This is a genomic window from Cognatiluteimonas telluris (assembly GCF_011320095.1).
Classification (GTDB): Bacteria; Pseudomonadota; Gammaproteobacteria; order Xanthomonadales; family Xanthomonadaceae; genus Cognatiluteimonas; species Cognatiluteimonas telluris.
The window spans coordinates 48,373-72,625 of sequence record NZ_JAANOY010000001.1; the positions used below are offsets into that span (position 1 = coordinate 48,373).

General features: G+C 69.1%; 25 protein-coding genes. 12 read left to right on the forward strand and 13 right to left on the reverse strand.

The window, feature by feature from the left end:
• Nucleotides 1-90 precede the first annotated feature (90 nt).
• On the forward strand, nucleotides 91-669 hold the full coding sequence (locus tag G7B67_RS00195) for a superoxide dismutase (protein WP_166205986.1): 579 nt from the start codon (nucleotides 91-93) through the stop codon (nucleotides 667-669).
• 89 nt (nucleotides 670-758) lie between these two features.
• On the opposite strand, the gene G7B67_RS00200 is transcribed toward G7B67_RS00195, so the two are convergent.
• Together G7B67_RS00200 and purE are read right to left on the reverse strand one after the other, a co-directional pair.
• The gene (locus G7B67_RS00200) at nucleotides 759-1,904 is read right to left on the reverse strand and encodes a 5-(carboxyamino)imidazole ribonucleotide synthase (RefSeq protein WP_166205989.1); all 1,146 of its coding nucleotides are present in this window, start codon (nucleotides 1,902-1,904) and stop codon (nucleotides 759-761) included.
• A gap of 40 nt (nucleotides 1,905-1,944) precedes the next feature.
• Entirely contained in the window at nucleotides 1,945-2,478 is a 534-nt protein-coding gene (gene purE, locus G7B67_RS00205) for a 5-(carboxyamino)imidazole ribonucleotide mutase (protein WP_166205992.1), read from the reverse strand.
• Nucleotides 2,479-2,542: 64 nt separating this feature from the next.
• Here purE and G7B67_RS00210 point away from each other — a divergent pair, with 64 nt between their 5' ends.
• Nucleotides 2,543-2,812, forward strand: coding sequence for a Trm112 family protein (locus tag G7B67_RS00210; protein WP_166205995.1), 270 nt, complete (start codon nucleotides 2,543-2,545; stop codon nucleotides 2,810-2,812).
• Nucleotides 2,809-3,687 (forward strand): carboxylating nicotinate-nucleotide diphosphorylase, encoded by an 879-nt coding sequence (gene nadC, locus G7B67_RS00215; protein ID WP_243412183.1) that lies wholly within the window; start codon nucleotides 2,809-2,811, stop codon nucleotides 3,685-3,687. The genes G7B67_RS00210 and nadC overlap by 4 nt, the downstream gene beginning before the upstream one ends.
• A gap of 89 nt (nucleotides 3,688-3,776) precedes the next feature.
• Here the strand turns inward: nadC and G7B67_RS00220 are convergent, their stop codons facing one another.
• Nucleotides 3,777-4,559 (reverse strand): FHA domain-containing protein, encoded by a 783-nt coding sequence (locus G7B67_RS00220; protein WP_166205998.1) that lies wholly within the window; start codon nucleotides 4,557-4,559, stop codon nucleotides 3,777-3,779.
• A 101-nt stretch (nucleotides 4,560-4,660) separates the two neighbouring features.
• Here G7B67_RS00220 and G7B67_RS00225 point away from each other — a divergent pair, with 101 nt between their 5' ends.
• Nucleotides 4,661-5,017, forward strand: a complete 357-nt coding sequence (locus G7B67_RS00225; protein WP_166206001.1) for a DUF3301 domain-containing protein — start codon at nucleotides 4,661-4,663, stop codon at nucleotides 5,015-5,017.
• Nucleotides 5,018-5,125: 108 nt separating this feature from the next.
• Here the strand turns inward: G7B67_RS00225 and G7B67_RS00230 are convergent, their stop codons facing one another.
• From G7B67_RS00230 to G7B67_RS00255, 6 genes are all read right to left on the reverse strand, one after another.
• Nucleotides 5,126-5,560 carry a ClpXP protease specificity-enhancing factor gene (locus G7B67_RS00230; RefSeq protein WP_166206004.1) on the reverse strand — a complete coding sequence of 145 codons (435 nt, stop codon included), beginning with the start codon at nucleotides 5,558-5,560 and terminating at the stop codon, nucleotides 5,126-5,128.
• A gap of 134 nt (nucleotides 5,561-5,694) precedes the next feature.
• Complete coding sequence (locus G7B67_RS00235) at nucleotides 5,695-6,330, reverse strand: glutathione S-transferase N-terminal domain-containing protein (RefSeq protein ID WP_166206007.1); 636 nt, start codon at nucleotides 6,328-6,330, stop codon at nucleotides 5,695-5,697.
• Nucleotides 6,331-6,498: 168 nt separating this feature from the next.
• Nucleotides 6,499-7,257: a cytochrome c1 gene (locus tag G7B67_RS00240; RefSeq protein WP_166206010.1), complete on the reverse strand. Its 759-nt coding sequence runs from the start codon at nucleotides 7,255-7,257 to the stop codon at nucleotides 6,499-6,501.
• Between the two features lie 7 nt (nucleotides 7,258-7,264).
• Nucleotides 7,265-8,536, reverse strand: coding sequence for a cytochrome b (locus G7B67_RS00245; RefSeq protein WP_166206012.1), 1,272 nt, complete (start codon nucleotides 8,534-8,536; stop codon nucleotides 7,265-7,267).
• Between the two features lie 3 nt (nucleotides 8,537-8,539).
• Complete coding sequence (gene petA, locus G7B67_RS00250) at nucleotides 8,540-9,175, reverse strand: ubiquinol-cytochrome c reductase iron-sulfur subunit (protein WP_166206015.1); 636 nt, start codon at nucleotides 9,173-9,175, stop codon at nucleotides 8,540-8,542.
• Nucleotides 9,176-9,531: 356 nt separating this feature from the next.
• Nucleotides 9,532-10,434 (reverse strand): lytic transglycosylase domain-containing protein, encoded by a 903-nt coding sequence (locus G7B67_RS00255; protein ID WP_166206018.1) that lies wholly within the window; start codon nucleotides 10,432-10,434, stop codon nucleotides 9,532-9,534.
• Nucleotides 10,435-10,579: 145 nt separating this feature from the next.
• Here G7B67_RS00255 and miaB point away from each other — a divergent pair, with 145 nt between their 5' ends.
• Nucleotides 10,580-11,989: a tRNA (N6-isopentenyl adenosine(37)-C2)-methylthiotransferase MiaB gene (gene miaB / locus G7B67_RS00260; protein WP_166206021.1), complete on the forward strand. Its 1,410-nt coding sequence runs from the start codon at nucleotides 10,580-10,582 to the stop codon at nucleotides 11,987-11,989.
• Nucleotides 11,990-12,131: 142 nt separating this feature from the next.
• On the opposite strand, the gene G7B67_RS00265 is transcribed toward miaB, so the two are convergent.
• Genes G7B67_RS00265 through G7B67_RS00275 form a run of 3 tightly spaced genes read right to left on the reverse strand, consistent with a single transcriptional unit; the run spans nucleotide 12,132 to nucleotide 15,212 of the window.
• Nucleotides 12,132-13,259, reverse strand: coding sequence for an ABC transporter permease (locus G7B67_RS00265; protein ID WP_166206024.1), 1,128 nt, complete (start codon nucleotides 13,257-13,259; stop codon nucleotides 12,132-12,134).
• A complete protein-coding gene (locus G7B67_RS00270; protein ID WP_166206816.1) occupies nucleotides 13,256-14,206 on the reverse strand; it encodes an ABC transporter ATP-binding protein in 951 nt (316 codons plus the stop codon). Before G7B67_RS00270 ends, G7B67_RS00265 begins: the two co-directional genes overlap by 4 nt.
• 37 nt (nucleotides 14,207-14,243) lie before the next feature.
• A complete protein-coding gene (locus G7B67_RS00275; protein WP_166206027.1) occupies nucleotides 14,244-15,212 on the reverse strand; it encodes an HlyD family secretion protein in 969 nt (322 codons plus the stop codon).
• A 188-nt stretch (nucleotides 15,213-15,400) separates the two neighbouring features.
• Between G7B67_RS00275 and G7B67_RS00280 the strand changes: the two genes are divergently transcribed.
• Both G7B67_RS00280 and ybeY read left to right on the forward strand, forming a co-directional pair.
• The gene (locus G7B67_RS00280) at nucleotides 15,401-16,396 is read left to right on the forward strand and encodes a PhoH family protein (protein ID WP_166206030.1); all 996 of its coding nucleotides are present in this window, start codon (nucleotides 15,401-15,403) and stop codon (nucleotides 16,394-16,396) included.
• An 81-nt stretch (nucleotides 16,397-16,477) separates the two neighbouring features.
• On the forward strand, nucleotides 16,478-16,963 hold the full coding sequence (ybeY, locus tag G7B67_RS00285; RefSeq protein WP_166206033.1) for an rRNA maturation RNase YbeY: 486 nt from the start codon (nucleotides 16,478-16,480) through the stop codon (nucleotides 16,961-16,963).
• A 67-nt stretch (nucleotides 16,964-17,030) separates the two neighbouring features.
• On the opposite strand, the gene G7B67_RS00290 is transcribed toward ybeY, so the two are convergent.
• Nucleotides 17,031-18,335, reverse strand: coding sequence for a hypothetical protein (locus G7B67_RS00290; protein ID WP_166206036.1), 1,305 nt, complete (start codon nucleotides 18,333-18,335; stop codon nucleotides 17,031-17,033).
• A gap of 241 nt (nucleotides 18,336-18,576) precedes the next feature.
• Between G7B67_RS00290 and G7B67_RS00295 the strand changes: the two genes are divergently transcribed.
• From G7B67_RS00295 to G7B67_RS00315, 5 genes are all read left to right on the forward strand, one after another.
• A complete protein-coding gene (locus G7B67_RS00295; protein WP_166206054.1) occupies nucleotides 18,577-19,428 on the forward strand; it encodes a CorC family transporter in 852 nt (283 codons plus the stop codon).
• Nucleotides 19,429-19,558: 130 nt separating this feature from the next.
• Nucleotides 19,559-20,719, forward strand: coding sequence for a lipoprotein N-acyltransferase Lnb domain-containing protein (locus tag G7B67_RS00300; RefSeq protein ID WP_166206057.1), 1,161 nt, complete (start codon nucleotides 19,559-19,561; stop codon nucleotides 20,717-20,719).
• Between the two features lie 65 nt (nucleotides 20,720-20,784).
• A complete protein-coding gene (gene corA / locus G7B67_RS00305) occupies nucleotides 20,785-21,783 on the forward strand; it encodes a magnesium/cobalt transporter CorA (RefSeq protein ID WP_166206060.1) in 999 nt (332 codons plus the stop codon).
• Between the two features lie 225 nt (nucleotides 21,784-22,008).
• A complete protein-coding gene (gene hemN / locus G7B67_RS00310) occupies nucleotides 22,009-23,412 on the forward strand; it encodes an oxygen-independent coproporphyrinogen III oxidase (protein WP_166206063.1) in 1,404 nt (467 codons plus the stop codon).
• A 16-nt stretch (nucleotides 23,413-23,428) separates the two neighbouring features.
• On the forward strand, nucleotides 23,429-24,181 hold the full coding sequence (locus tag G7B67_RS00315) for a helix-turn-helix domain-containing protein (protein ID WP_243412184.1): 753 nt from the start codon (nucleotides 23,429-23,431) through the stop codon (nucleotides 24,179-24,181).
• Nucleotides 24,182-24,253 lie beyond the last annotated feature (72 nt).

Here is a 24,253-nt window from a genome sequence, read left to right on the forward strand (position 1 = left end):
CCGCGGTACACGGCCACGGAACGGCTCGACGGCGGCGGCGTTTCCAGCCACCGCGCAGCTTGGGGCGCCCCTCCAACAAGGAACCCCACCATGGCCATCGAGCTTCCTCCCCTGCCCTTCGAACGCACCGCCCTGGAGCCGCACATCTCCGGCGAAACGATCGACTTCCACTACGGCAAGCACCACAAGGCCTACGTCGACAACCTCAACAAGATGATCGCCGGCACCGAATTCGAGTCGATGCCGCTGGAGGAGATCATTCGCAAGTCGCAGGGCGCGATGTTCAACAACGCCGCGCAGGTGTGGAACCACACGTTCTACTGGAACTGCCTCACCGGTTCCGGCGGCGGTGAACCGGCCGGCAAGCTCGGCGAGATGATCACCAAGTCGTTCGGCAGCTTCGCCAGGTTCAAGGAACAGTTCAGCGACCTGGCGGTCAAGACCTTCGGCTCCGGCTGGGCCTGGCTGGTGCAGCGCCAGGACGGTTCGCTGGCGCTGGTGAGCACGCCCAACGCGGTCACCCCGCTCACCAGCGACGACACCGCACTGCTGACCTGCGACGTGTGGGAGCACGCGTACTACATCGATTACCGCAATGCGCGGCCCAAGTACGTCGAGGGCTTCTGGAACCTGGTCAACTGGGACTTCGCGGCGTCGAACCTGCGCTGAAGGCCTTCGAAGTTGCGAAAACGGCCGGGAAACCGGCCGTTTTCGTTTGGAACGCGTGGCGCCCGGCGCGGCGCACCGCGACCCGACGCTCAGCCTTCGCGCAGGCGCGCGATCACGGGGGCGACCTGCGCCGGACGATCGAGCGCCGCACCGATGCGGGACAGCGCTTCGGCCAGCGCCGGCGCCGAATCCTCGCGCAGCGTCGCATGGCCGACCTTGCGGCCGGCGCGCGATGACTTGCCGTAGTCGTGCCAATGGCCACCCGCTTCGCGAAGCACTGCATCGGGATCGGGCATCGCGCCGATCCAGTTGAGCATGCACGCCGTGCCCACCATGCGGGTATCACCCAGCGGCAGGCCGAGCACGGCGCGCAGGTGGTTCTGGAACTGGCTGCTCTCGCTGCCTTCGATCGTCCAATGCCCGGAGTTGTGCACGCGCGGGGCAAGTTCGTTGGCCAGCAACCCGCCTCCCTTGCAGAACAGCTCCAGCGCGAACACGCCGACGTAATCCAGCGCGGTCGCCAGCCGGCGCGCGTAGTCGTAGGCGGTCGCGGCCAGCGCGGGATCCACGCGCGCCGGCGCCAGGCTTGCCGAGAGGACGCCGTCGACGTGCCAGTTTTCGGTCAGCGGCCAGGCGCGGAATTCGCCGTCGCGGCCGCGCACGGCGACCACGGACAACTCGCGGTCGAACGGGACGAAGGCTTCCAGGATCAGCCCCACCGTTTCGGCCTGCGGACCGAGCGCAGCCCATGCGGCATCGGCATCGGAGGCGGCCTTGAGGCGGAACTGGCCCTTGCCGTCGTAGCCCAGCCGCCGCGTCTTCAGGACCGCCGGCGCGCCGATCCCGGCAATGGCCGCATCGAGCTCCGCGCGCGAGGCGACCGCGGCGAACGCCGGCACCGGGATGCCGAGTTCGCGGAACAGCGTCTTTTCCGCCAACCGGTCCTGCGCCGTCGCCAGCGCGCGCGGGCTGGGGAATACCGGCACCCGTGCGCTCAACCACTGCGCCGACTCGGCCGGGACGTTCTCGAAGTCGAAGGTGGCCACGTCGATCCGCGATGCGAACTCGGCCAGTGCCGCTTCATCGCGGTAGTCGCCGACCACCATCGGTGCGAACTGCCCGGCGCAGGCGTCGCCGGTCACGTCCATGACCAGGAAGCGCAGGCCCAGCGGCGCGCCGGAGAGCGCGAGCATGCGGGCCAGCTGCCCGCCACCGAGGATGCCGACCGTGGTCATGCGCGGGCGCGGGTCGTGCGGCGGAAGGACGTGCCCGGTGTCATTTGCGCGGATCGTCGTTGGCGGCGACATCGGCGGTCTGACGGGCGCGGAAGCCCGCCAGCGCGGCGGCGATGCCGGCATCGTCGGCGGCCAGCATCGCGGCGGCGAAGATCGCCGCATTGCTGGCGCCTGCATTGCCGATGGCGAAGGTCGCCACCGGGATCCCGGCCGGCATCTGCACGATCGACAGCAGCGAATCCATGCCGTTGAGCGACTTCGACTGCACCGGCACGCCGAGCACGGGGACCATCGTCTTGGCCGCCAGCATGCCCGGCAGGTGCGCCGCGCCGCCGGCACCGGCGATGATCGCGCGCAGGCCGCGCGCCTGCGCCGACGCGGCATAGTCGAAGAGCACGTCGGGCGTGCGGTGCGCAGACACCACCCGGACTTCGTACGCCACGCCGAGCGTGTCCAGCATCGCGGCGGCGTGCTGCATCGTCTCCCAGTCCGAGCGCGAACCCATCACCACGCCCACGCGCGGCGTGATGCCGGCGTTGCCGTCCTGCGCGGTGCGTGTCGAGTTGGCAGCCATGGTCGTCCCCGGTCGCAAACACGTATTCTACCGGCCTGTCGCACGTGTCCGGTACTGACTCGCCATGGATCGCAAACTGCTCGACATCCTCGCCTGCCCCGCCACGCGCCAGCCGCTGGCGTTGCTGGAGGCGCGCGGGCTGGGCGCGCTGAACCAGGCGATCGCCGGCGGCACCATCCGCCGCGTCGACGGTGCCGCGCAGACGACGGCGCTGCGCGAGGCCCTGGTGACCCGCGACCGCAAGCTCGCCTACCGCATCGATGACGGGATCCCGGTGCTGCTGGTCGAGGAAGGCATCGCGCTGGGCCAGGTGCCGGATTTTCCCCCGCCGTGAGCACGTCCGACGACAGCATCGGCGCGCCGGATCCGGACGCAGTCCGCGAGGATGTGCTGCGCGCGCTGGCCGAGGACATCGGCAGCGGCGACGTCACCGCGGCCCTGCTGCCCGATGCGGCGGACGACGCCTACCTGCTGTGCAAGCAGGATGCCGTGGTTTGCGGGCGGCCGTGGTTCGACGCCTGCCATCGCGCGCTGGATCCCGACGTGCGCATCGATTGGCGCGTGGCCGAAGGCGACCGGGTCGCCGCCGGGACGGTGCTTGCCACCCTGCGCGGGCGCAGTCGCGCCCTGGTCAGCGCCGAGCGCACGGCATTGAACTTCCTGCAGACGCTGTGCGGCACGGCGACCACGACCGTCCGCTACGTGGATGCGGTGCGCGGCACCGGCACCCGCATCCTGGACACCCGCAAGACCATCCCCGGACTGCGCATGGCGCAGAAATACGCGGTCCGCACCGGCGGCGGCTGCAACCACCGCATGGGGCTGCACGACGCGGTGATGCTGAAGGAGAACCACGTGCGCGCCGCGGGTTCGATCCCGGCGGCGATCCAGGCGGCGCGCGCGATGTGGCCGGCGCTGCCGTTAATCGTCGAGGTCGAGACGCTCGCGCAGTTGCAACAGGCGCTCGACGCCGGTTGCGACCGGATCCTGATCGACGACTTCGACATCGCGACCCGCCGCGAAGCGGTGCGCATCGCGGCGGCGGCGCCCCATGCGGGCTCGATCCCGCTGGAAGTCTCCGGCGGCGTCGACCTCGACGGCCTGCGCGCGATCGCGGAGGATGGCGTCGACTACATCTCGGTGGGCGCGCTGACCAAGCACGTCAGCGCGATCGACCTGTCCATGAAACTGGGTCCTCCACCCGCCTGAGCGTCGGTGGCTGGAGGGTCATCCCGCGGCGGCTTGCCTGGTGCCCGGACGCGAACGCTCCGTGGCCCGGAACCGCCCATCACGCCGCCTCAGCGCAGCAGCGCCACCAGCCAGATCGCCACCAGCCCGGCACCGGCCACGCTCACCCACAGCCAGGGCGACAGGCTGCGGCGCTTGGCGACGGTGGGCGCGATGGCTGGCGTCGGCGACTCCTGCTGCGTCGGCGCGGTCAGACGGAACCGCAGGGTGTCAAAGCCGATCTCGTCGCCCGGCCGCGCCAGGTCGCGCTGCACGCGCTTGCCATTGATGAAGCTGCCGTTGGTCGAGCCGAGGTCTTCGACCTGCACGCCATCGTCGGTGGGCACCAGCCGCGCGTGCTGGCGGGACAGGCCGGACTCGTCCAGCCGCAGCGCGCATTCGGGCGCGCGGCCGACGACGGTGGGGCCGACCAGCGGATAGCTGCGGCCGAACCCCTGGCCGGAAACGCCCCGCAGGACGAATTTCGGCAGCACCGGGCGGACCGCGGTGGCGCCGGGATCGTCGTTGGCAGGGGTCGGGAAATGGGCCACGCCGCGCGTGAGTGGCGACGCCGCTTCGATCGACGCCAGCCGCGCGAGCACGTGGTCGAAGGCGACGCTGTCGTCCGGGCGCAGCGCGATCAGGCCGTCAACCGCGCGGCCGTTGACGCTCACCGTGGTGCCGGTGGGCACGTGCAGGGTCACGCCGTGCGCGGTGACGTGCAGCTCGCAGTGCTGCGGCAGCACGCCCGGGCGGTCGATGACGATGTTGGCGTGCGGATCGGAGCCGACGCGGTTGACGCCCGGGCCAAGCAGGACCTGCGGGTGTTCACCACCTGGGAAGACGAGTTTCATGCGGCAAGCTCGACAGGAGACGGGCGGAGGGTGTGGGCGCGGATGTGAAGATCGTGGCAAGTTTACTTGCCGTCAAGCCGCGGCGCCCGCACCTACCTTCCATGCCGACCATGTTGCTGCTGATGATCCTGCTGGCGCTGGGCTTTGCCCTGTGGAGTGCCTCGCGTGCCGCCGCCGAACGCGCCGACCAGGTGGGCCGGGATGCCTGCCGGGCAGCCGGCGTGCAATGGCTGGACGAAACCGTGCACGCCAACGGCCTGCGCCTGTGCCGGGATGACGATGGGCGGCTGGGCTTCGAGCGGACGTTCCGCTTCGAGTACTCGGAAGACGGCCGCGACCGCCATATCGGCCGCCTGGTGCTGCGCGGGGACCGGCTGGTGGGATTCAGCGGGCCGGTGCGGGCGACCCCGACGGTGTCTTTCGAGCGCCGTCACGACCTGGATGGCAGCGATTCGTAGGAGCGGCTTCAGCCGCGAGCGTTTGGGGCGCTCGGGGGTGCAGGAAACAGCTCGCGGCTGAAGCCGCTCCTACCGGGGGCCGTGGCCCATGCGGCAGCGACGTCGGGGTTATTTGACGATCCGCAGGTGGCCGCCACGCTTGGGCGGCGCGGGCTCGTCGCCGTCGGGACCGGAGGGCGGCATCGGCGGCTCGTCGCCGGCGTCGGTCGGCCCGGTGTCCTCGGGCAGGGCCATGCCCTGGCCGGTTTCGCGGGCGTAGATCGCCAGCACCGCCGAGATCGGCACGCTCACCGGATGGCTCACGCCGCCGAAGCGCGCGGTGAAGCGCACGGCGTCGTTGTCCAGTTCCAGCGTGGCCACCGCCCGGGCGGCGATGTTGAGCACGACCTTGCCGTCGCGGATCGTGTGCGGAGGCACCTGCACGCCGGGCTGGCCGGCATCGACCAGCAGGTGCGGCGTCATTTCGTTGTCCGAAATCCATTCGTACAGCGCCCGCAGCAGGTACGGGCGGTGGCTGGACATGCTGGGGACGTCATCGGTCATGCGGGGGATTTTAAGGGACGCCGGGGCCAGCGTCGGAAAACGGGTACCGATCCGGGTGCTGGATCACGGCCAGGCAAGAAAAAAGGCCCGCCAAGGCGGGCCTGCAGAGCCAGGCGAGCCGGGCTGCCGCGGCCTCAGGCCGGGACTTCGCGCAGGTTCTTTTCCTGCGGGGTCAGGCTGCGGGTGAACCCGGGATTGCGGAAGATCCGGTTGCCGTAATCCTCGATCGCCTTGCCGTCCTTCGGCAGCCCGACACCCAGCGAATCCAGACGCCAGATGATCGGTGCCATCGCGCAGTCGGCCAGGCTCATCTCCGGATTGAGGAAGAACTTGCTGGCCTTGAACAGCGGCACCGCCGCGATCAGCAGTTCCTTCAGGCGCTTGCGTCCGGCTTCGGCCTGCTGCTTGTTGCCCAGCTGGATCGCCTGCACCTGCGGCACCCAGTCGTGCTCGATGCGCAGCATCGCCAGCCGCAGGCGCGCGCGCGAAAGCGGGTCGACCGGCATCAGCGGCGGATGCGGATAGCGTTCGTCGAGGTATTCGCTGACCACCGAGGCGGCGTACAGCACCAGCTCGCGCTCGACCAGGGTCGGCACCGAGTGGTAGGGGTTGAGGTCGATGAGATCTTCGGGCGGGTTCTGCGGATCGACCGGGATCAGGTCGTAGGTGACGCCCTTGGCGGCCAGCACCAGGCGCACGCGGTGGCACAACACGTCGTCGACGGAAGAGAACAGGGTCAGGGCGTTACGCATGCGCGGACTCGTAGCCATCATCGGCATCTCCTGCGATTGGAATCCGCCAATCGCATCGACGCCGCCTGCCCCTTGCAGACGGTCGCCACGGTTTCCCCGGCACCCTCGCCCATCCCCGGAAGCGCAAGAGGCGCGCTTCCCCCGGTTGCGCTGCATTGAACACGCGACCGGATGGCGAGGCTGGTGCTAGTGCACGTCGCGCCAGTAATCCTTTTTCAGCAACCAGGCGAGGAACGTGAAGAACGCCAGGAACAGGATCACCCACACGCCCATGGTCTGGCGCTTGAGGGCGACCGGCTCACCGGCGTACTCGAGGAAAGCGGTGATGTCGCGCGCGGTCTGGTCGAACTGCGCGGCGTCCTGGCTGCCCGGCTGCGCGAGCACCAGCTTTTCGACCGGACGTTCGCCACTGGCGTCGGCCTTGCCGTATTCGGCGTGCTGCAGGCCCTGCAGCTGCCACAGCGGATTGGGCATCGACGCGTTCGGGAAGACCGTGTTGTTCCAGCCCACCGGACGCGTCTCGTCCAGGTAGAAGGACTTCAGGTAGTTGTAGATCCAGTCGCTGCCGCGCACGCGGGCGATCAGGCTCAGGTCCGGCGGCATCTTGCCGAAGAACTGCTTGCCTTCATCCTCGCTGAGGGCGACCTGGATGTGCTCGCCGAACTTGGCGCCGGTGAAGTTGAGGTTGTCCTGCACCTGCTCCTCGGTCAGCCCGAGGTCGTCGGCCATGCGCGAGTAGCGCAGGTATTTCAGCGAGTGGCAGCCCGAGCAGTAGTTCATGAACAACGCCGCGCCGCGCTGCAGCGATGCGGTGTCGGACAGGTCGGTGCCGGCGTGCGGCAGGTCGCCGCCCTCCGCCGCGAACACCGGCGAGGCCAGCAGCAGGCCACCGACCAGGGTGCCGGTCGCGAACAGGCGGGCAAACGTCGAAAGGATCTTGGGCATGGCGGACTTAGTCATGCGTCGTCACCCGTTCCGGCATCGGCCTGGTCTTGTCGAACCGGGTCCACAGCGGCATGGTGATGAAGAACGCGAAGTAGAGGAAGGTCAGCAGGCGGCCGATGATGACTTCGGACGGATCCGTGCCCGGGCCGGAGCCGATCTTGCCCAGCCACAGGAAGCAGAACGCCAGCATCCCCAGCATCGCCCACGACAGCTTGCCGCGGTAGCGATACGACTTGACCGGGCTCTTGTCCAGCCACGGCACCAGGAACAGCATCACGATCGCGCCGAACATCACCAGCACGCCCCACAGCTTGATCGCGAAGAACGACGGAATCACCCGCAGCATCGCGTAGTACGGGGTGAAGTACCACACCGGCTTGATGTGCTCCGGCGTCACCAGGCGATTGGCCTCGGTGAAGTTGTCGTGCTCCAGGAACATGCCGCCGAAGGTGGGCGCGAAGAAGATGATGAACGCCGCCAGCAGCAGGAAGAAGCCGACGCCGACCAGGTCCTTGACCGTGTAGTACGGATGGAACGGGATCGCGTCCGCCGGCGCCGTCGGCGACCAGCGGTTGCCCTTCGGGCCCTTCTTGACGTCGATGCCGTCGGGGTTGTTCGACCCGACCTCATGCAGCGCGCCCAGGTGCAGCACCACCAGCAACAGCAGCACCAGCGGCAGCGCGATCACGTGCAGCGCGAAGAAGCGGTTGAGGGTGGCGTCGCTGGGCAGGTAGTCGCCCATGATCCATTCGGTCAGGCCCTGGCCGATGACCGGGATCGCGCCGAACAGCGAGATGATCACCTTCGCGCCCCAGAACGACATCTGGCCCCAGGGCAGCACGTAGCCCATGAAGGCTTCGGCCATCAGCACGAGGTAGATCACCATGCCCAGCAGCCACACCAGCTCGCGCGGCTTCTGGTAGGAGCCGTACAGCAGCCCGCGGAACATGTGCAGGTACACGACGATGAAGAACAGCGAGGCGCCGGTCGTGTGCATGTAGCGGATCAGCCAGCCCCACTCCACGTCGCGCATGATGTATTCGATCGACGAGAACGCATCGGCCGCGCTGGGCTTGAAATGCATCGTCAGGAAGATGCCGGTGACGATCTGGTTGACCAGCACCAGCAGCGCGAGCGAACCGAAGTAGTACCAGACGTTGAAATTCTTCGGCGCGTAGTACTCGGTCATGTGCTTGCGGTACGCCGGCATCATGCCGGGCGCGCGCGCGTTGACCCAGTCCATCACGTCCGTGGCGGTGCGCGTGAGGATATTCGCCATGGCTTATGCGGCTCCCGTCTTGGCGGCGCCCGGATCCACGCCGATCACGATCGTGTTGTCGTCGGCGTAGTGATGCGGCGGCACCAGCAGGTTGAACGGCGCGGGGACGCCGTCGAACACGCGCCCGGACATGTCGTAGCGCGACTTGTGGCAGGGGCAGAAATAGCCGCCCTTCCAGTCCGGATCGAATGGCTCGGGCTTGATCTCGGCGACCATTTCCGGCGCGCAGCCCAGGTGGGTGCAGATGCCGACCAGCACGGAAATCTGCGGCTTGATCGAGCGGAAGTGGTAGTCGCCCTTGAGGACGTAGTCGGGCTGCTGGTCGGCATTTGCCGACTTGGGATCGCGCAGGCGCGGATCCAGGCTCGGCAGCAGGTCGAGGATCTGCTTGGTGCGCTTGACGATCCAGATCGGCTGCCCGCGCCACTCGAACACCAGGCGCTGGCCTTCGGCCAGGGCGCTGATGTCGGCCGTGACCGGCGCGCCGGCCAGCTTGGCCTTGGCGCTCGGATTCCACGACTTGATGAAGGGAACCGCCACGAATCCGACCCCGACCGCGCCCACCACCGCCGTGGTGGCGGTCAGGAACCGGCGCCGGCCCTGGTTTTCCAGATGATCATCGACCGCATCACTGCCCATCAGGCACTCCGCAAAGACCGCTATTCGACTGTTCACCGGCCCCGCGCAGTGCGCAGGCGGCCAGCGCCGCAAAGACGGGGAAGTGTAACGGAACGCTGAATCGGCCGACAATGTTTGCGCGCCCGCGCCCCGGCCGTGGCGTCCGGTGGGCCGTTGGGGGCGCCATTGCTCGCGCGGATGCGAAGCGGCCCCGGGTGCGCTTCGCTTACCCGGGCTACGCGACACGCGGCATGTCCGGACGCCGTGGCCCGGGTAAGGCCAAAGGCCGCACCCGGGAGTGAACGGGATTCCACGGGATTCCATGCGTCCCGGGTGCGCTTCGCTTACCCGGGCTACGACTGGCGCCAGGGGCCTGCTCAGCGCGAGGCGAAACCGCCGCGGTAGCGCTGCGCCAGCAGGTTCACCCGCTGCACGTAGCGCTGGGTCTCGCTGTAGGGCGGCACACCCTTGTACTTGTCCACCGCGCCTTCGCCGGCGTTGTAACCGGCGGCGACCAGGCTGAGGTTGCCGTTGAAGCGCTTGAGCAGGAAAGCCAGGTACTGCACCCCACCGCGGATGTTCTGCCCGGCGTCGAACGCATTGGAGACGCCGAACCGCCGTGCCGTCGCCGGCATCAGCTGCATCAGCCCCTGCGCGCCGACCCGCGACAGCGCGGTCGGGTTGAAGGCGGATTCGGCATGGATGATCGCGCGCACGATCGCCTCGTCCACGCCGTAATCGCGCGACGCGGCGCTGATCTCGGCCTGGTAGGCGCTGGTGTTGAGGCGCAGGGTGTTGAAGTTCAGCCCCGGCTTGGCCCCGCAGGCGTAGCAGGTTTCCATGAAGCTGTAGCGGATGGTCCGCATCGCGCTGACGCCCGCCCCACCCTTGGGCGCGCGGCTGGTGTAGTGGCGCACGCCATCCTGGATGTAGGAATAGACCTGCCCCTGCACCAGGTGCGGCGCGCGATACGGCATCGAGACGGGCGCCGAGACCGCGGGCGCCGGCAACGCAGCCGGCGATCCCTGCACCAGGTTGGCCGGGATGGCGCTGCCGACGGCGGCGCCCGCAGGCGTTGTGGCAGGCCGGGTGGAAGGCGCGACCGCGCGGTTGCGACTGGCGCGGTAGCTGCTCACCGCCACGCAGCCGGCGCCGGCGATGCGCTTGCTGGAATAGTTGCGCACGCCGTCGGCGCCATTGCAGCGATACACCGTGCCGGCCACGGCGGGAGCCGCTGCCAGCAGGATGAGCATCGCCAGAATTCCCCGGGCCCCTTTCATGGACGTGACGGTACCGTCATGGAATTGGCTTGACAAGTGCTTGATTTATATGAACGGGGGCCACGGCGGGCCGCCGTTTGGCGAGGTGAATTACACTCCCGCCACCGGCGCGGAATCAGCTCCGCCCTCCCGGAGCCACACGCGCATGGACACCTTCGACACCCCGCCCGGCCTGGAGCCGGCCGCCGACGCCGGCCCCGCCCCGCGCGGGAAGCTCTTCATCCGTACCCACGGCTGCCAGATGAACGAGTACGACTCGTCGCGGATGGCCGATGTGCTGGCCGCCTCCGATGGGCTGGAATTGACCGAAAACGTCGAGGAAGCCGACGTGATCCTGGTCAATACCTGCTCGATCCGCGAAAAAGCCCAGGAGAAGGTCTTTAGCCAGCTCGGCCGCTGGCGCGCGCTCAAGCAGGGAGGCAAACCGGTGTTGATCGGCGTCGGCGGCTGCGTCGCTTCGCAGGAAGGGGCCGCGATCGTCAAGCGCGCGCCTTACGTCGACCTGGTGTTCGGCCCGCAGACCCTGCACCGGCTGCCGGAACTGATCCGCGCCCGTCGCGACAGCGGCCAGCCGCAGGTCGACATCAGCTTCCCCGAGATCGAGAAGTTCGACCGCCTGCCCGAGCCGCGCGCCGATGGTCCCAGCGCCTTCGTCTCGATCATGGAAGGCTGCTCGAAGTACTGCTCGTTCTGCGTGGTGCCCTACACGCGCGGCGAGGAGGTCAGCCGGCCCTTTGAGGACGTGCTGGTCGAGGTCGCCCAGCTCGCCGCGCAGGGCGTGCGCGAGGTCAACCTGCTGGGGCAGAACGTCAACGCCTATCGCGGCCCGATCGCGCCCGTCGATGGCGACCGGGATGGCGAAGCCGATGTCGCGGACCTGGCACTGCTGATCCGCGCCATCGCCCGCATCGAGGGCATCGACCGCATCCGCTTCACCACCTCGCATCCGCTGGAGTTTTCCGATGCGCTGGTCGAGGCCTACCGCGACGTGCCGCAACTGGCCAACTACCTGCACCTGCCGGTGCAGTCCGGCAGCGACCGCGTGCTGTCGGCGATGAAGCGCGGCTACACCGCGCTGGAGTTCAAGCAGAAGATCCGCAAGCTGCGCGCGGTGCGGCCGGACATCTCGATTTCGTCGGACTTCATCGTCGGCTTCCCGGGCGAGACCGATGCCGACTTCGACAAGACAATGAAGCTGATCGAGGACGTCGGCTTCGACCAGTCGTTCTCCTTCATCTATTCGCGCCGGCCCGGCACGCCGGCGGCCGACCTCCCCGACGACACGCCGGACGCCGTCAAGCATGCGCGGCTGGAACGCCTGCAGGCGCACATCACCGCCCTCGCGGCGACGATTTCGCAAGCGATGGTCGGCAGCGTGCAGCGGGTGCTGGTCGAAGGCCCGTCGCGCAAGGATCCCAACGAGCTCACCGGCAAGACCGAGAACATGCGCTCGGTGAATTTCGCCGGGCCAGCGCGGCTGGTCGGGCAGTTCGTGGACGTGGTGATCACCGAGGCAATGGCCAATTCGCTGCGCGGACGGGTCGTTGCCGCCTAGGGCTTGCTGGAGCGCCCTCCGCCAGCAGCGGTGCCCCGGTAGGAACGGCTTCAGCCGCGAGCTCTTGGCATTTCGAGCTCCTGGCACTTCTTGTCGCGATGCGGGAAAGCTCGCGGCTGAAGCCGCTCCTACGGGTGGTTTTTCAATCCAGGCGCTTGCGGAAGCGCAGGATCGCCAGCGTCATCATCACCGCGGTGAAGGCCACCAGCGCCAGCACCTCCGGCCATAGTTCGAACAAGCCCGCGCCGCGCAGCATCACGCCGCGGATGATGCGCAGGAAATGGGTCAGCGGCAGGAGCTCGGCCAGCCAGCGCACCGCCACCGGCATGCCGGCGAACGGAAACATGAAACCCGACAGCAGGATCGACGGCAGGAAGACGAAGAACGTCATCTGCATCGCCTGGAACTGCGACTGCGCGCGCGTGGAGATCAGCAGCCCGAGCGTCAGGTTGGCGAGGATCAGCAGCACCGCGGCAATGTAGACATCGAGCACCCCGCCGCGTACCGGCACCTGGAACAGCCACACCCCGAGTGCGAGCACCACGGTCGTCTGCAGCAGGCCGATCGCCGCATAAGGCAGCACCTTGCCCAGCATCAGCTCGCTGCGCGTCACTGGCGTTGCGATCAGCAACTCCATGTTGCCGCGCTCGCGCTCGCGCACGATGGCGACACCGGTGAACAACACCATGGTCATGGTCAGGATCACGCCGATCAGCCCGGGGACGATGTTGATCGCCGAGCGCCGCTCGGGGTTGTAGAAGGCGACCACGCGGATCTGCCCCGGTACCGCCTGGTCCGGACCCAGGCGCTGTTGCGCAAGCGCTGTCGCCGCGGCCGACGACGACGCGTCCAGTGGCACCTGCGCCAGTTGCATCGCCGCGCCCTGCACCACGGTGTCGCTGCCGTCGACCAGCACCTGCACCGCTTCACGACCGTCGAGGCGACGACGCTCGAAGTCCGGCGGAATCACGACGCCGATGCTGATCTTCCCCCGCCGCAGCAGCGTCATCAGTTCCTGCGGTGTATCGGCCTTCGCCACCGGCCGGATGACACCGGTGGCGAGCATGTCCATCACCAGCGCGCGCGATCCGGCCGTCCCCGCCTGGTCGGCGATCGCGGCCGACAGCCCGCGCAGGTTGAGGTTGATCGCATAGCCGAACAGCACCAGCTGCAGCACCGGGATGCCGATGATCATCGCCAGCGTGATGCGGTCGCGGCGCAGCTGGCGCAGTTCCTTGACCACGATCGCCATCAGCCGGCGTGCTTTCATCCGTCCTCCGAGCGACGTGCGTTTCCGTCGTTGCCGCAGGCCGCTCGGCGCTGCGTGGCCGCGACGAAGACATCCTCCAGGTTGGGCGCGACGGATTCGACCCCGGCCTCGACGCCAGCGTTGCGCAGCGCTTCGCGCAGCCGATCCACGCCCGCCGTCGCCGGCTCGGACAGCACGCGCAAGGCATTGCCGACCTGCGCCACGCTGAGCACTCCGGGCACCGAGAGCAGCGCCTGGTGCGCGCGCCGCGGCTGGCGCGCGTGCACCAGCACGGTGCGGCCTTGCAACTGCGCGGACAACGCATCGGGCGTGCCGTCGGCGACCAGCCGGCCGTGGTCGAGGATCGACAGCCGGTGGCAACGTTCGGCTTCGTCCATCAAGTGCGTCGAGACCAGGATCGTGGTGCCGGCGTCGACCAGCTCGAATAGTTTCTCCCAGAAATCCCGGCGCGACTCGGGATCCACCGCGCTGGTCGGCTCGTCCAGGAACAGCAGTTCGGGCCGGTGGATCACCGCGCCGGCGAGCGCGAGCCGTTGTTTCTGCCCACCGCTGAGCGTTCCGGCCAGCTGCGCCTGGCGGTCGCCGAAGTTGTATTCGTCGACCAGTTCGTCCACGCGCTGGCGCGCCGCGGCGCGTGGCAAATCCTGGATCGCGGCGAGGAACTCGAGGTTCTCGCGCACGCTCAGGTCGTCGAACAGCGAGAACTTCTGGGTCATGTAGCCCACGCGCCGGCGCAGTGCGTCGGCCTGTTCGGGGATGCGCAGGCCCAGCACGTCGATGTCGCCGGCCGTCGGCGTCAGCAGGCCGCACAGCATGCGGATCGAGGTCGACTTGCCCGAGCCGTTCGGGCCGAGGAAGCCGTGCACCCGCGCCTTGTACACGGTGAGATCGACATGGTCGACGGCCACCAGCGCACCGAAGCGCCGGGTCATCCCGCGCGCGCGGATGGCGATGTCGCCGCTCTCGTCCGAAGTCATCCCGTCGTCATCGGTCGGCCGTCGCACCGGCGAGATCGACCTGCACCGGCAAGCCTGGCGGCAGCCGCGCGGCATCCGCGTCCAGTGCGACTTCGGCCAGGTAACTCAGGCGCGCCGCGTCCTCGCCACTCAGGGCGTAGTACGGGGTGAAGCTGGGTTCGCTGCGCAGCATGCGCACGCGACCAGTGAGGACCTGCGCGCGCCCCTCGACATGCACGCGCACGCGATCGCCCACGTGCACGCCGGCGCGTTGCTGCTCGGGGATATAGATGCGCGCGTAGGGCGCGTCGCCCACCAGCAGCAGCGCCAGCGGCGCACCGACCGGCGCCTGGTCGCCGAGCCGGTACGGCAGGCTGTCGACCTGTCCGTCGCGCGGCGCCTTGACCTCGAGCTTGCCCAGCGTCACCGCCTGCACCGCCGCCTGCGCCTGCGTGGCAGCGAAAGCCGCCTCGCCCTGCGCCAGCTCCTCGCTGCGCGTGCCGTGTTCGAGCTCGGCCAGCGCGGCGGTCGCGGCGCGAACCTGGGCGTCGGCGTTCCCGGCCGCGGCGCGCGCCCGGTCGACATCGGCGGCGGCGACGAGCTGGCGGCGACCCAGCGGCTGCAGCCGCGCGTAATACGCACGCGCATCGCGTGCCTGGGCCTGGGCCGCGGAAAGCTGCGCACGCGCCTGCGCGATCGCTTCCTGGCGGGGACCTGCGCGCAGCTCGGCCACCGCGGCGGCCTGTTGCCGCGACTGCGCGCGCGCGGCTTCGAGCTGCGATTGCATGCGATCGGTTTCCAGTCGCAGCAGCACCTGGCCGGCATGGACGCGCTCGCCCTCGCGCACGTCGATGGCGACGATGCGCTCGGCGGCCGGCGACGGCAGCGCGATGCGGTCGTATTCCAGCGTGCCGAGCGCCCGTGGCGGCGCGCGATGGCAGGCGACCATCGCCAGGGCCAGCAGCGACACCATCAACGCGCGTGCGCAATCCCGCATCGGGCGGCCGTGTCCGCGCCCGGAGCCCTGCGACCTTGATGCCGGCATCATCACCGTCGGCCACACTAGCGATCCCACGGTTCGCATTGCCGCTTCCCCGGCCAGCCCGCACCGACTTTGCGAAAATTCCACCACCGGCGCAAGCTGCGGCCCCACGCGGCGCCAGCGCCGCCGCACGACAGCCCCCGATGCCCCCGAGCTCCGTCCCCACCATCGCCTCGGAATTCGCGCTCGATCCCGATGACGCCGAGCGCCTGGCCAACCTCACCGGTCCGTTCGACGCGCACCTGCGCCTGCTGGAACTGCGCAACGGCGTGGAGATCGCCAACCGCGGCAACATCTTCCGCATCAGCGGCGACGATGCCTCGGTGGCGCGCACCGAGAAGTTGCTGCGCCAGCTCTGGGACGATGCCGGGGCGGAACTGCTGAGCTCCCCGGCCATCCACCTGCGGCTGGCCGAAGCCGAAGCGACCCACCCGCCGGCGGACGACATCTCGCCGCAGGACGTGGTGATCAAGGTCAAGCGCGGCACCGTGCGCGGCCGCGGCGCCAACCAGGCCAAATACCTGCATGCGATCGCCACCCACGACATCAACTTCGGCGTCGGCCCGGCCGGCACCGGCAAGACCTTCCTCGCGGTCGCGATGGCGGTCGAAGCGCTCAACCAATCGCGCGTGCAACGGCTGATCCTGGTGCGCCCAGCGGTCGAGGCCGGCGAGAAGCTCGGCTTCCTGCCCGGGGACCTGAGCCAGAAGGTCGATCCCTACCTTCGCCCGCTGTACGACGCGCTGTACGAGATGCTGGGCGTGGAGAAAGTGCTCAAGCTGCTGGAAAAGAACGTCATCGAGATCGCGCCGCTGGCCTACATGCGCGGGCGCACGCTCAACGACGCGTTCGTGATCCTGGACGAGGCGCAGAACACCTCGATCGAGCAGATGAAGATGTTCCTGACCCGGATCGGGTTCGGGTCGACCGCGGTGGTCACCGGCGACATGACCCAGATCGACCTGCCCAAGCACCAGAAATCCGGGTTGAAGGACGCGATCGAAGTGCTGCGTGGCGTCGACGGCATCAGCTTCACCTTCTTCGAATCGCGCGACGTGGTGCGGCACGCGCTGGTGGCGCGGATCGTCAATGCCTACGATGCGCGCGACGCGCAGGATGCGCAGACGGGGCCGGCCTGACATGCGCCCGATCGACATCCGCGCGGCCGGCTCGCGCACCCTCGGCTTCTTCATGGCCTGGGCGCATCGGGTGGAAACGCGATGACCCGCGGTCCGGTCCGGCTCGACGTCGCCGTCGGTTACGCGGTTCCGCGCGCGGGCTTGCCGGCGGCGGTGAGTTTCCGCAAATGGATCGCCGCCGCGCTCGATGGGCGCATCCGCGAAGCGGATCTCGCGGTCCGCATCGTCGGCACCCGCGAAGGCCGCGCGCTCAACCGCCACTACCGCGGCAAGGATCATGCGACCAACGTGCTGAGCTTCCCGGCCGAGCTGGACGAGGCCATCAAGCTGCCCAAGGGCGTGACCATGCCGCTGCTGGGCGACCTGGTGCTGTGCGCACCGGTGGTGGCGCGCGAGGCACGCGAGCAGAAAAAGCCGCTCGCCGCCCACTACGCCCACCTCACCGTGCACGGTACGCTGCACCTGCTCGGCTGGGACCACGCCCACGCCCGCGAGGCCGAGTGCATGGAGCAGCTCGAGCGCGAGATCCTCGCCGGGTTGGGCATCGGCGATCCCTATCGGGCATGAACCAACCCGTCGCGGAGGCTCGCCCGTACATGGCACGGACCGCCGGCCTTGGGCCGGACGCGATTGATCATCGGCAGCGGATGCTCGACTGCGTCACCTCGGGCGGCGCATCGGCGTCGTCAGGCGCCTTGTGCACGCGCGCCCTGCCGCTGCGGAAGACGAGCAGTTGTCCGTCACGCGCGACCATCGCGATCCCCGTGGTCATGGACAGGTCGGCTGTCAGCCGAAGCGGTGACAGCGCGGCGGCCGCGCTTGCCGACTGCGGCAGGTCCCTAGCCAGGAACAGGTCGTTGTCGTCCCATTCCGGGTCATCGCCCCAGGGAAAGCCGCCGAGCGGATTCCATGGACGCCGGTCGCTGTGGCGGTTGCGCGCATCCACCCACGCCACCAACGTGCGTCCGTCGCACTGCACAGTGGCGACCGCCGAAGTCTCCCTGCCGTCGACGAAGAAACCCGGTTCGTGCGCTGGGATCCACATCGGCGCCGTCCACGCGCGTCCGTCCAGGTGGCCTTCGTACAACCCGCCGGAAGCGACGAACACCGTCGGTGAGCCCGCAGCGCCAGTGGCCGAGATGGCGGCGATCTCCGACGCCGATTTGAGCGGCGCGTAGCGGGTGTCCCAGGTGGCGCCACCGTCCGGGGTCGACGCCATGCGCAGGTCTGCCTGGAGGCCGATCGCCATCATGTGGTCCCGCGGGTCGCGGAATTCGACGAGTGCGTTGTTCGCCCACAGCGCGATCCATCGATCGCCCTGGCCGAGCAGTTGCGGCCGCGCGCTGCTGGAATCCTGGAAGGTGGCGACCGGCACCGGCGCCTGCGGGCCGGCCGCGGTCCAGCGCATCGCCTCGAGCGCGGCGTGCCCGCCCTGCCCCGGCACGGCGAAGAGGACCAGCAAGCCGTTCCCGCTGTCGACCAGATCGAACGTGCCCGCCTGCGGACCATCCACGGCCAGCATGTCGCCCAGGTCGCGCGGCGGCGCGCCGGCTCCCGCCAGCGACCAGTGGTGCAGGCGCGGACCCGACACGATGTGCACGCCATCGCCCGCGACGACGATGCGTGGACGCTGGGATCCCCTGGCGCCCTGCGCGACCACGATGGCGGGTGCCCAGCGCAGCGGCGTGCCCGAGCCACGCCGGTAGACGATCCGCTCGCGCTTCGGACCGTCGGCATGGGCGTTGCTGCGCTCGCGCCAGACGACGTGCACGTCGCCAGCGGCGTCGATCGCCACGTCGAGGTTGTCGATGTCGTCGCGCGGCGCGAGGCCGGAACCCCGGGTCAACGACACGGCGGCAGGTACCGCCGGCTGCGCGGCACAACCCCCGGCCAGCAGCACGATCACGCAGGCGCAGGCCCGGAATCCCTTCAACGGCATCGCGGCTTCTCCTTGCCCGTCTCCCCAGGCACCCCGCGGCGCTCCGGGGACGCACCGGCGCCGCCGCCGTGACTGCGACGCGTGCGCGGCCTGGTGGGTACAACAGCTTGCTTGCCCGCGGCGGACCATACCACCGGTCCGGCCCCGGGCACGCCGTTGCCCTCGGCGCGCTTCCGCGACCGGGGCCCACGGCCCCACGCGTTAGACTGACGGACCCCCTTTGGCGCCGCCTCCACCCGACATGGCTGAAGACGACAGTACGCAGCCCCCCGAACGCCGGACCTGGCTGGACCGCATCGGTTCGATGCTTTCCGGCGAGCCGTCCACCCGCGAGGACCTGGTCGAGCTGCTGCGCGATGCGCAGTCCGACGGCCTGATCGCCGCCGACACCCTGCGGATGATGGAGGGCGCGATCGCGGTATCCGACCTCACCGTCGGCGACGTCATGATCCCGCGCGCGCAGATGGTCGCGTTGTCGGCCGACGAACCGTTCCTGGAATTGTTGAAGGACGTGGTCGAGTCCGGCCATTCGCGCTTCCCGGTGCACGGCGAGGACCGCGACGAGATCCTCGGCATCCTGCTGGCCAAGGACCTGCTGCGCGGCGTGGTCGCCGACGGCGGGCCGGGCAGCGTGCGCGAGCTGCTGCGGCCGGCGGTGCTGATCCCCGAGTCGAAGAAGCTCAACGTGCTGCTGCGCGAGTTCCGCCAGTCGCGCAACCACATGGCGATCGTGATCGACGAATACGGCGGCGTCGCCGGCCTGGTCACCATCGAGGACGTGCTGGAGCAGATCGTCGGCGACATCGACGACGAGCACGACGAGGCCGAGAACCCTGAGGAGATGATCGCCGCGCAGGCCGACGGCCAGTTCGTGGTCGACGCGCTGACGCCGATCGACGACTTCAACGAGCGCTTCGGCGCCGACTTCGACGATGACGAATACGACACCATCGGCGGGCTGGTGACAGCCGCGATCGGACACCTGCCCGAGGCCGGCGAGGAGCTCACGCTGGGCCGCTTCAGCTTCCGCGTCGCGCGCGCCGATGCCCGGCGCCTGCATGCCCTGCACCTGAGCATCCATGCGGACCACTGATCGGGCGTCCTGCGCATTGCCCAGGACGGCCCGGGGATCCACGTCACCGCGCGGGGTCGCGGCCATCCGGCCATGCGCGCGCCGTGCGGCCGCCGCGCAGCGCGATCGGCGCGGCAGTGCCCTGGCCTTCATGCTGCTGGCGCTGCTGCTGTGCCTGTGTTCGGCCGGCGCATCGGCCGCGCCGCGCATCGGCGTGATGACGATGCAGCCGGGCGAGATCTTCTGGGAGCGCTTCGGCCACGACGCGATCGTGGTCGACGACCCGGCGAAGGGCGAGCCGATCTCGTACAACTTCGGATTCTTCGATCCCTCCGAACCGGACTTCATCGCGCGCTTCATCCGCGGCCGGATGCGCTACCAGCTGGTCGCGCTGCCGATGCGCCAGGACCTGCAGTACTACCGCGACGTCGGGCGCGGGGTGTCGATCCAGTGGCTGGACATGACGCCGCAACAGGCCGATGCGCTGGCCAGCGCGCTGGCGATCAACGCGCTGCCGCAGAACGCGCGCTACAACTACGACTACTTCACCGACAACTGCGCCACGCGGGTGCGCGATGCGCTCGATCGCGCGCTCGGCGGCCGGCTCAAGGACCAGCTGGCGGCGCGTTCGCGCGGCAACACCTATCGCAGCGAAGCCGTGCGCCTGGCCTCGCCGGCGCCGCTGATGTGGCTGGGCTTCGACATCGGGCTGGGGCCGTTCGCCGACGTGCCATTGGCGCGGTGGCAGGAAGCCTTCGTGCCCATGCGCCTGGCCGACAGCCTGCGCGAGGCGACCGGCAGCGATGGCAAACCGCTGGTGCGCGCGGAAGCGCGACTGCTCCCGCACCGGCTCGCGCCCGAGCCCCCGGAAACCGCGCGCCCGTGGTGGCCGTGGCTGCTGTGGGGCGTGGCGCTGGGCATCGTGCTGTTGGCGGTCGGACGGCGCGCGCCGCGCGTGTTGGCGGCGATCGCGCTGCCGTTCTGGACCGTGTGCAGCCTGCTGGGGTTGCTGATGGTCTTCATCTGGTTCGGCACCGCGCACCGCGCCGGCTGGGCCAACCAGAACCTGCTGCTGTTCAATCCGCTGTGCCTGGCGCTGCTGCCGGGTGGATGGCGGATCGTGCGCGGGCGCGCGCCGGGCGCGTGGTTCGGACGCTGGCTGGGGATCGTCGCCGGCTGTGCGGTGGCGGCGTGGATCATGCGCTGGCTGCCGTTCCCGGAGCAGGACAACACGCACTGGATCGCGTTGCTGCTGCCACTGCACCTGGCGTTGCTCGCGGCACTGCGCGCACGGCCTGACGCGGGCGCCTGACCCGCGCTGGAGACGCCGCCGGCGTCGATCTTGCCGCCCGCGGCACGCCGGCGCAGGATGCGCGGATGACCGACCTCGCCCACCCCGCGCCTTGCACCGTCATCAACTGCGCCGCCTACGATCGCCAGGGCAGGCGCAGGGACATCACCCTGGACCAGATCAGCGACGTGCTGGCGGTCGACGACGGCAGTTTCGTCTGGGTCGGCATGTTCGAACCCGACGATGCCCTGCTGGACAAGCTGCAGGAGGAATTCGGCCTGCACGACCTCGCCATCGAGGATGCGCAGAGCGCGCACCAGCGGCCGAAGATCGAGTCCTACGGCGAGTCGCTGTTCGTGGTCATGCATACCGCGCAGGCGGTCGAAGGCCACATCCGCTTCGGCGAGACCTATGCGTTCCTCGGGCAGCGCTACCTGGTGACCGTGCGCCATGGCGCGTCGTTGTCCTACGCCCCGGTTCGGGCGCGGGTCGAGCGCGAGCCCGAACTGCTGGCGCTGGGACCGTCCTACGGCCTGTATGCGATCGTGGATTTCATCGTCGACCACTACCTGCCGATCTCGACCGAATTCCAGGACGAGCTGCACAAGCTCGAGCAGGACATCTTCGCCGACACCTACCGCCGCGAGACCATCGTCAAGCTCTACGAGCTCAAGCGCGAGCTGACCCAGTTGCGGCTCGCGGTCGCGCCGCTGCAGGACATCCTGTCGCAGCTGACCCGCGTCCATGGCGACCTGGTGCCCAAGGAAGTGCGGCCCTACTTCCGCGACGTCCTCGACCATGCGCTGCGCGTCAACGAAGCCACCGACACCATGCGCGAGATGCTGACCGCGGCGATGAGCATCAACCTGTCACTGGTGACGATCAACCAGGGCGAGATCGTCAAGAAGCTCGCTGGCTGGGCTGGGCTGCTGGCGGCGCCGACACTGATCACCAGCTGGTACGGCATGAATTTCCGCAACATGCCCGAGCTCAACGGGCGTTACGACTACTACGCACTGATGGTGGTCGTGCTGGTGGTGTGCGTGATGCTCTACCGCTACCTGAAGAAGGTGCAGTGGCTGTAAGGCGATCCGACCCGATGCACCGCGGATGATTGACCTGCGTTGACGCCGTTTCCCGCAGGTCCGTGACAGCTTCGCTTGTCGTGATCCGCCATTGCTTCAACGTTCAGCCGGCACGTCCGTCGCGGCACCCGGGCGGCGGGACGCCGGCCGAGCGGCTGGTGCGAAGTCGCACCGGATTGACCCGGATCAAGGCGCCCTTCCCAGGCCACACCTAACCTGCGGCACATGCTCAGCACCGCCGCCTTCGACCCCGTCCTGCTCCGCCGCTACGACCGGCCGGGACCGCGCTACACGTCCTACCCGACCGCGCCGCAGTTCCAGGCCGGCTTCGGCGAGGTGCAGCTGCGCGATGCGGCTCGCGCGAGCAACGGCGATCCGATCCCGCGCCGGCTGTCGCTGTACGTGCACGTGCCGTTCTGCATGAGCCCGTGCTTCTACTGCGGCTGCAACCGGATCATTACCCGCGACCTGACCCGCTCCGAGCCGTACCTGGCGCGGCTGTATCGCGAGATCGCGATGACGGCCGAGCTGTTCGACCGCGACCGCGAAGTCATCCAGCTGCACTTCGGCGGCGGCACGCCCAACTTCCTCTCCCCGGCGCAGTTGCAGGAACTCGTGGACTGCCTGCGCCGGCATTTTTCTTTCTCGTCCTCGCCCGAGCGCGACCTGTCGATCGAGCTGGATCCCCGCTTCATCGATCCAGCCGGCATCGCCGCGCTGGCGGACATCGGCTTCAACCGCGCCAGCCTGGGCGTGCAGGACTTCAACCCGGTGGTGCAGGCGGCCGTCAACCGCATCCAGAGCGTGGAGGAAACCCGCGCCGTGGTGGAGGCCTGCCATGCCCACGGTTTCCGCTCGGTCAACATCGACCTCATCTACGGCCTGCCCAAGCAGACGGTCGAAGGCTTCGCCGCCACGCTGGACACCGTCATCGACATGCGCCCCGAGCGCCTTGCGGTCTACAGCTACGCGCACCTGCCGGACCTGTTCAAGGCCCAGCGCCAGATCGATGCCGCCGACCTGCCCAGCGCCGACACCAAGCTGGCCCTGCTGCAGCGCGCGATCGAAAAGCTGACCGATGCCGGCTATGTGTACATCGGCATGGACCACTTCGCGCTGCCCGACGACGAACTGGCGCGCGCGCAGGAACGCGGCAGCCTGCATCGCAATTTCATGGGTTACACCACCCACGCCGACAGCGACCTCGTGGGCCTGGGCGTGAGCGCGATCAGCCACATCGGCGACAGCTTCAGCCAGAACCCGCGCGACCTTCCCAGCTGGCAGATCGCCATCGACCAGGGCCACCTGCCGGTCTTCCGCGGCATGCGGCTGGACGAGGACGACCTGCTGCGCGCCGACCTGATCCAGCAGCTGATGTGCCAGGGCGAGATCCCCGTCACCGCGCTGGAACGGCGCTATGCCATCGATTTCGAGAGTTATTTCGCCGATTCGCTGGCAAGGCTCGGCCCCCTCGCCGACGACGGCCTGGTGCGCCGGGAGCCAGGGCGCATCCTGGCCACTACACGCGGGCGACTGCTGTTGCGTAATATCGCCATGTGCTTCGACCGATACCTCGACCAGCCCGTGGACGCCAGCCGCGCCGCGCCGCGATTCTCGCGCGCGATCTGACCGCGTGGACGGCGCCGTGAGCGACACCGCCTTTCCGCGGGTCGACAAGCGCGTGCTCGCCGACGACGGCGATGCGCTGCATTTCTGCAGCACCTGCGCGTTCTCGCAGGCCTGCCTGTCGCAGGGCATGGACAAGAGCGCATTGATGGACCTGCACGTGCTGGTCGAGCACGTCGGCCCGTTGCATGCCGGTGACCATGTGTTCCGTGAAGGCGACCCCTTCGATGCGATCGCCGCGGTCCGCGCCGGCACCGTCAAGACCTACGTCATCGATGCCGACGGGCACGAGCACGTGCTGGGCTTCCACCTGCCCGGCGAGGTCATCGGCCTCAATGCCATCGACGAGGCCCACTACCCCTGCAATGCGGTGGCGCTAGACACGGTGATGCTGTGCCGGTTCTCGTTTCCCAAGATTTCGGTGCTCGCCACCCGCGTGCCGGGACTGCAGCAGCACCTGTTCCGCCTGCTCAGCCGGGACATCGGCAATGCCGCTCTGTTGGCCGGCGACTGGTCCGCCGACCAGCGCATGGCCGCGTTCCTGGTCGGCCTGTCGCGGCGGCTGGCCGCGCGCGGGTTTTCGGCCGATCGCTTCCAGCTGACCATGGCGCGCACCGACATCGCCAACTACCTGCGTCTGGCGCCGGAAACCGTCAGCCGCGTGCTCAAGCGCTTCCAGGACGACGGCCTGCTGAAGGTCGACCGCCGCGAGCTCGAACTCGTGCGGCGCGACCAGCTCGAAGCACTGGCGGCGCCGATCCTGCGCCACTGAGTCTTGCTCGCAGGAGCGGCTTCAGCCGCGCGCTCCCAGCCATCCCGAGTTCCCCAGTCCCGAAGGCCCGGC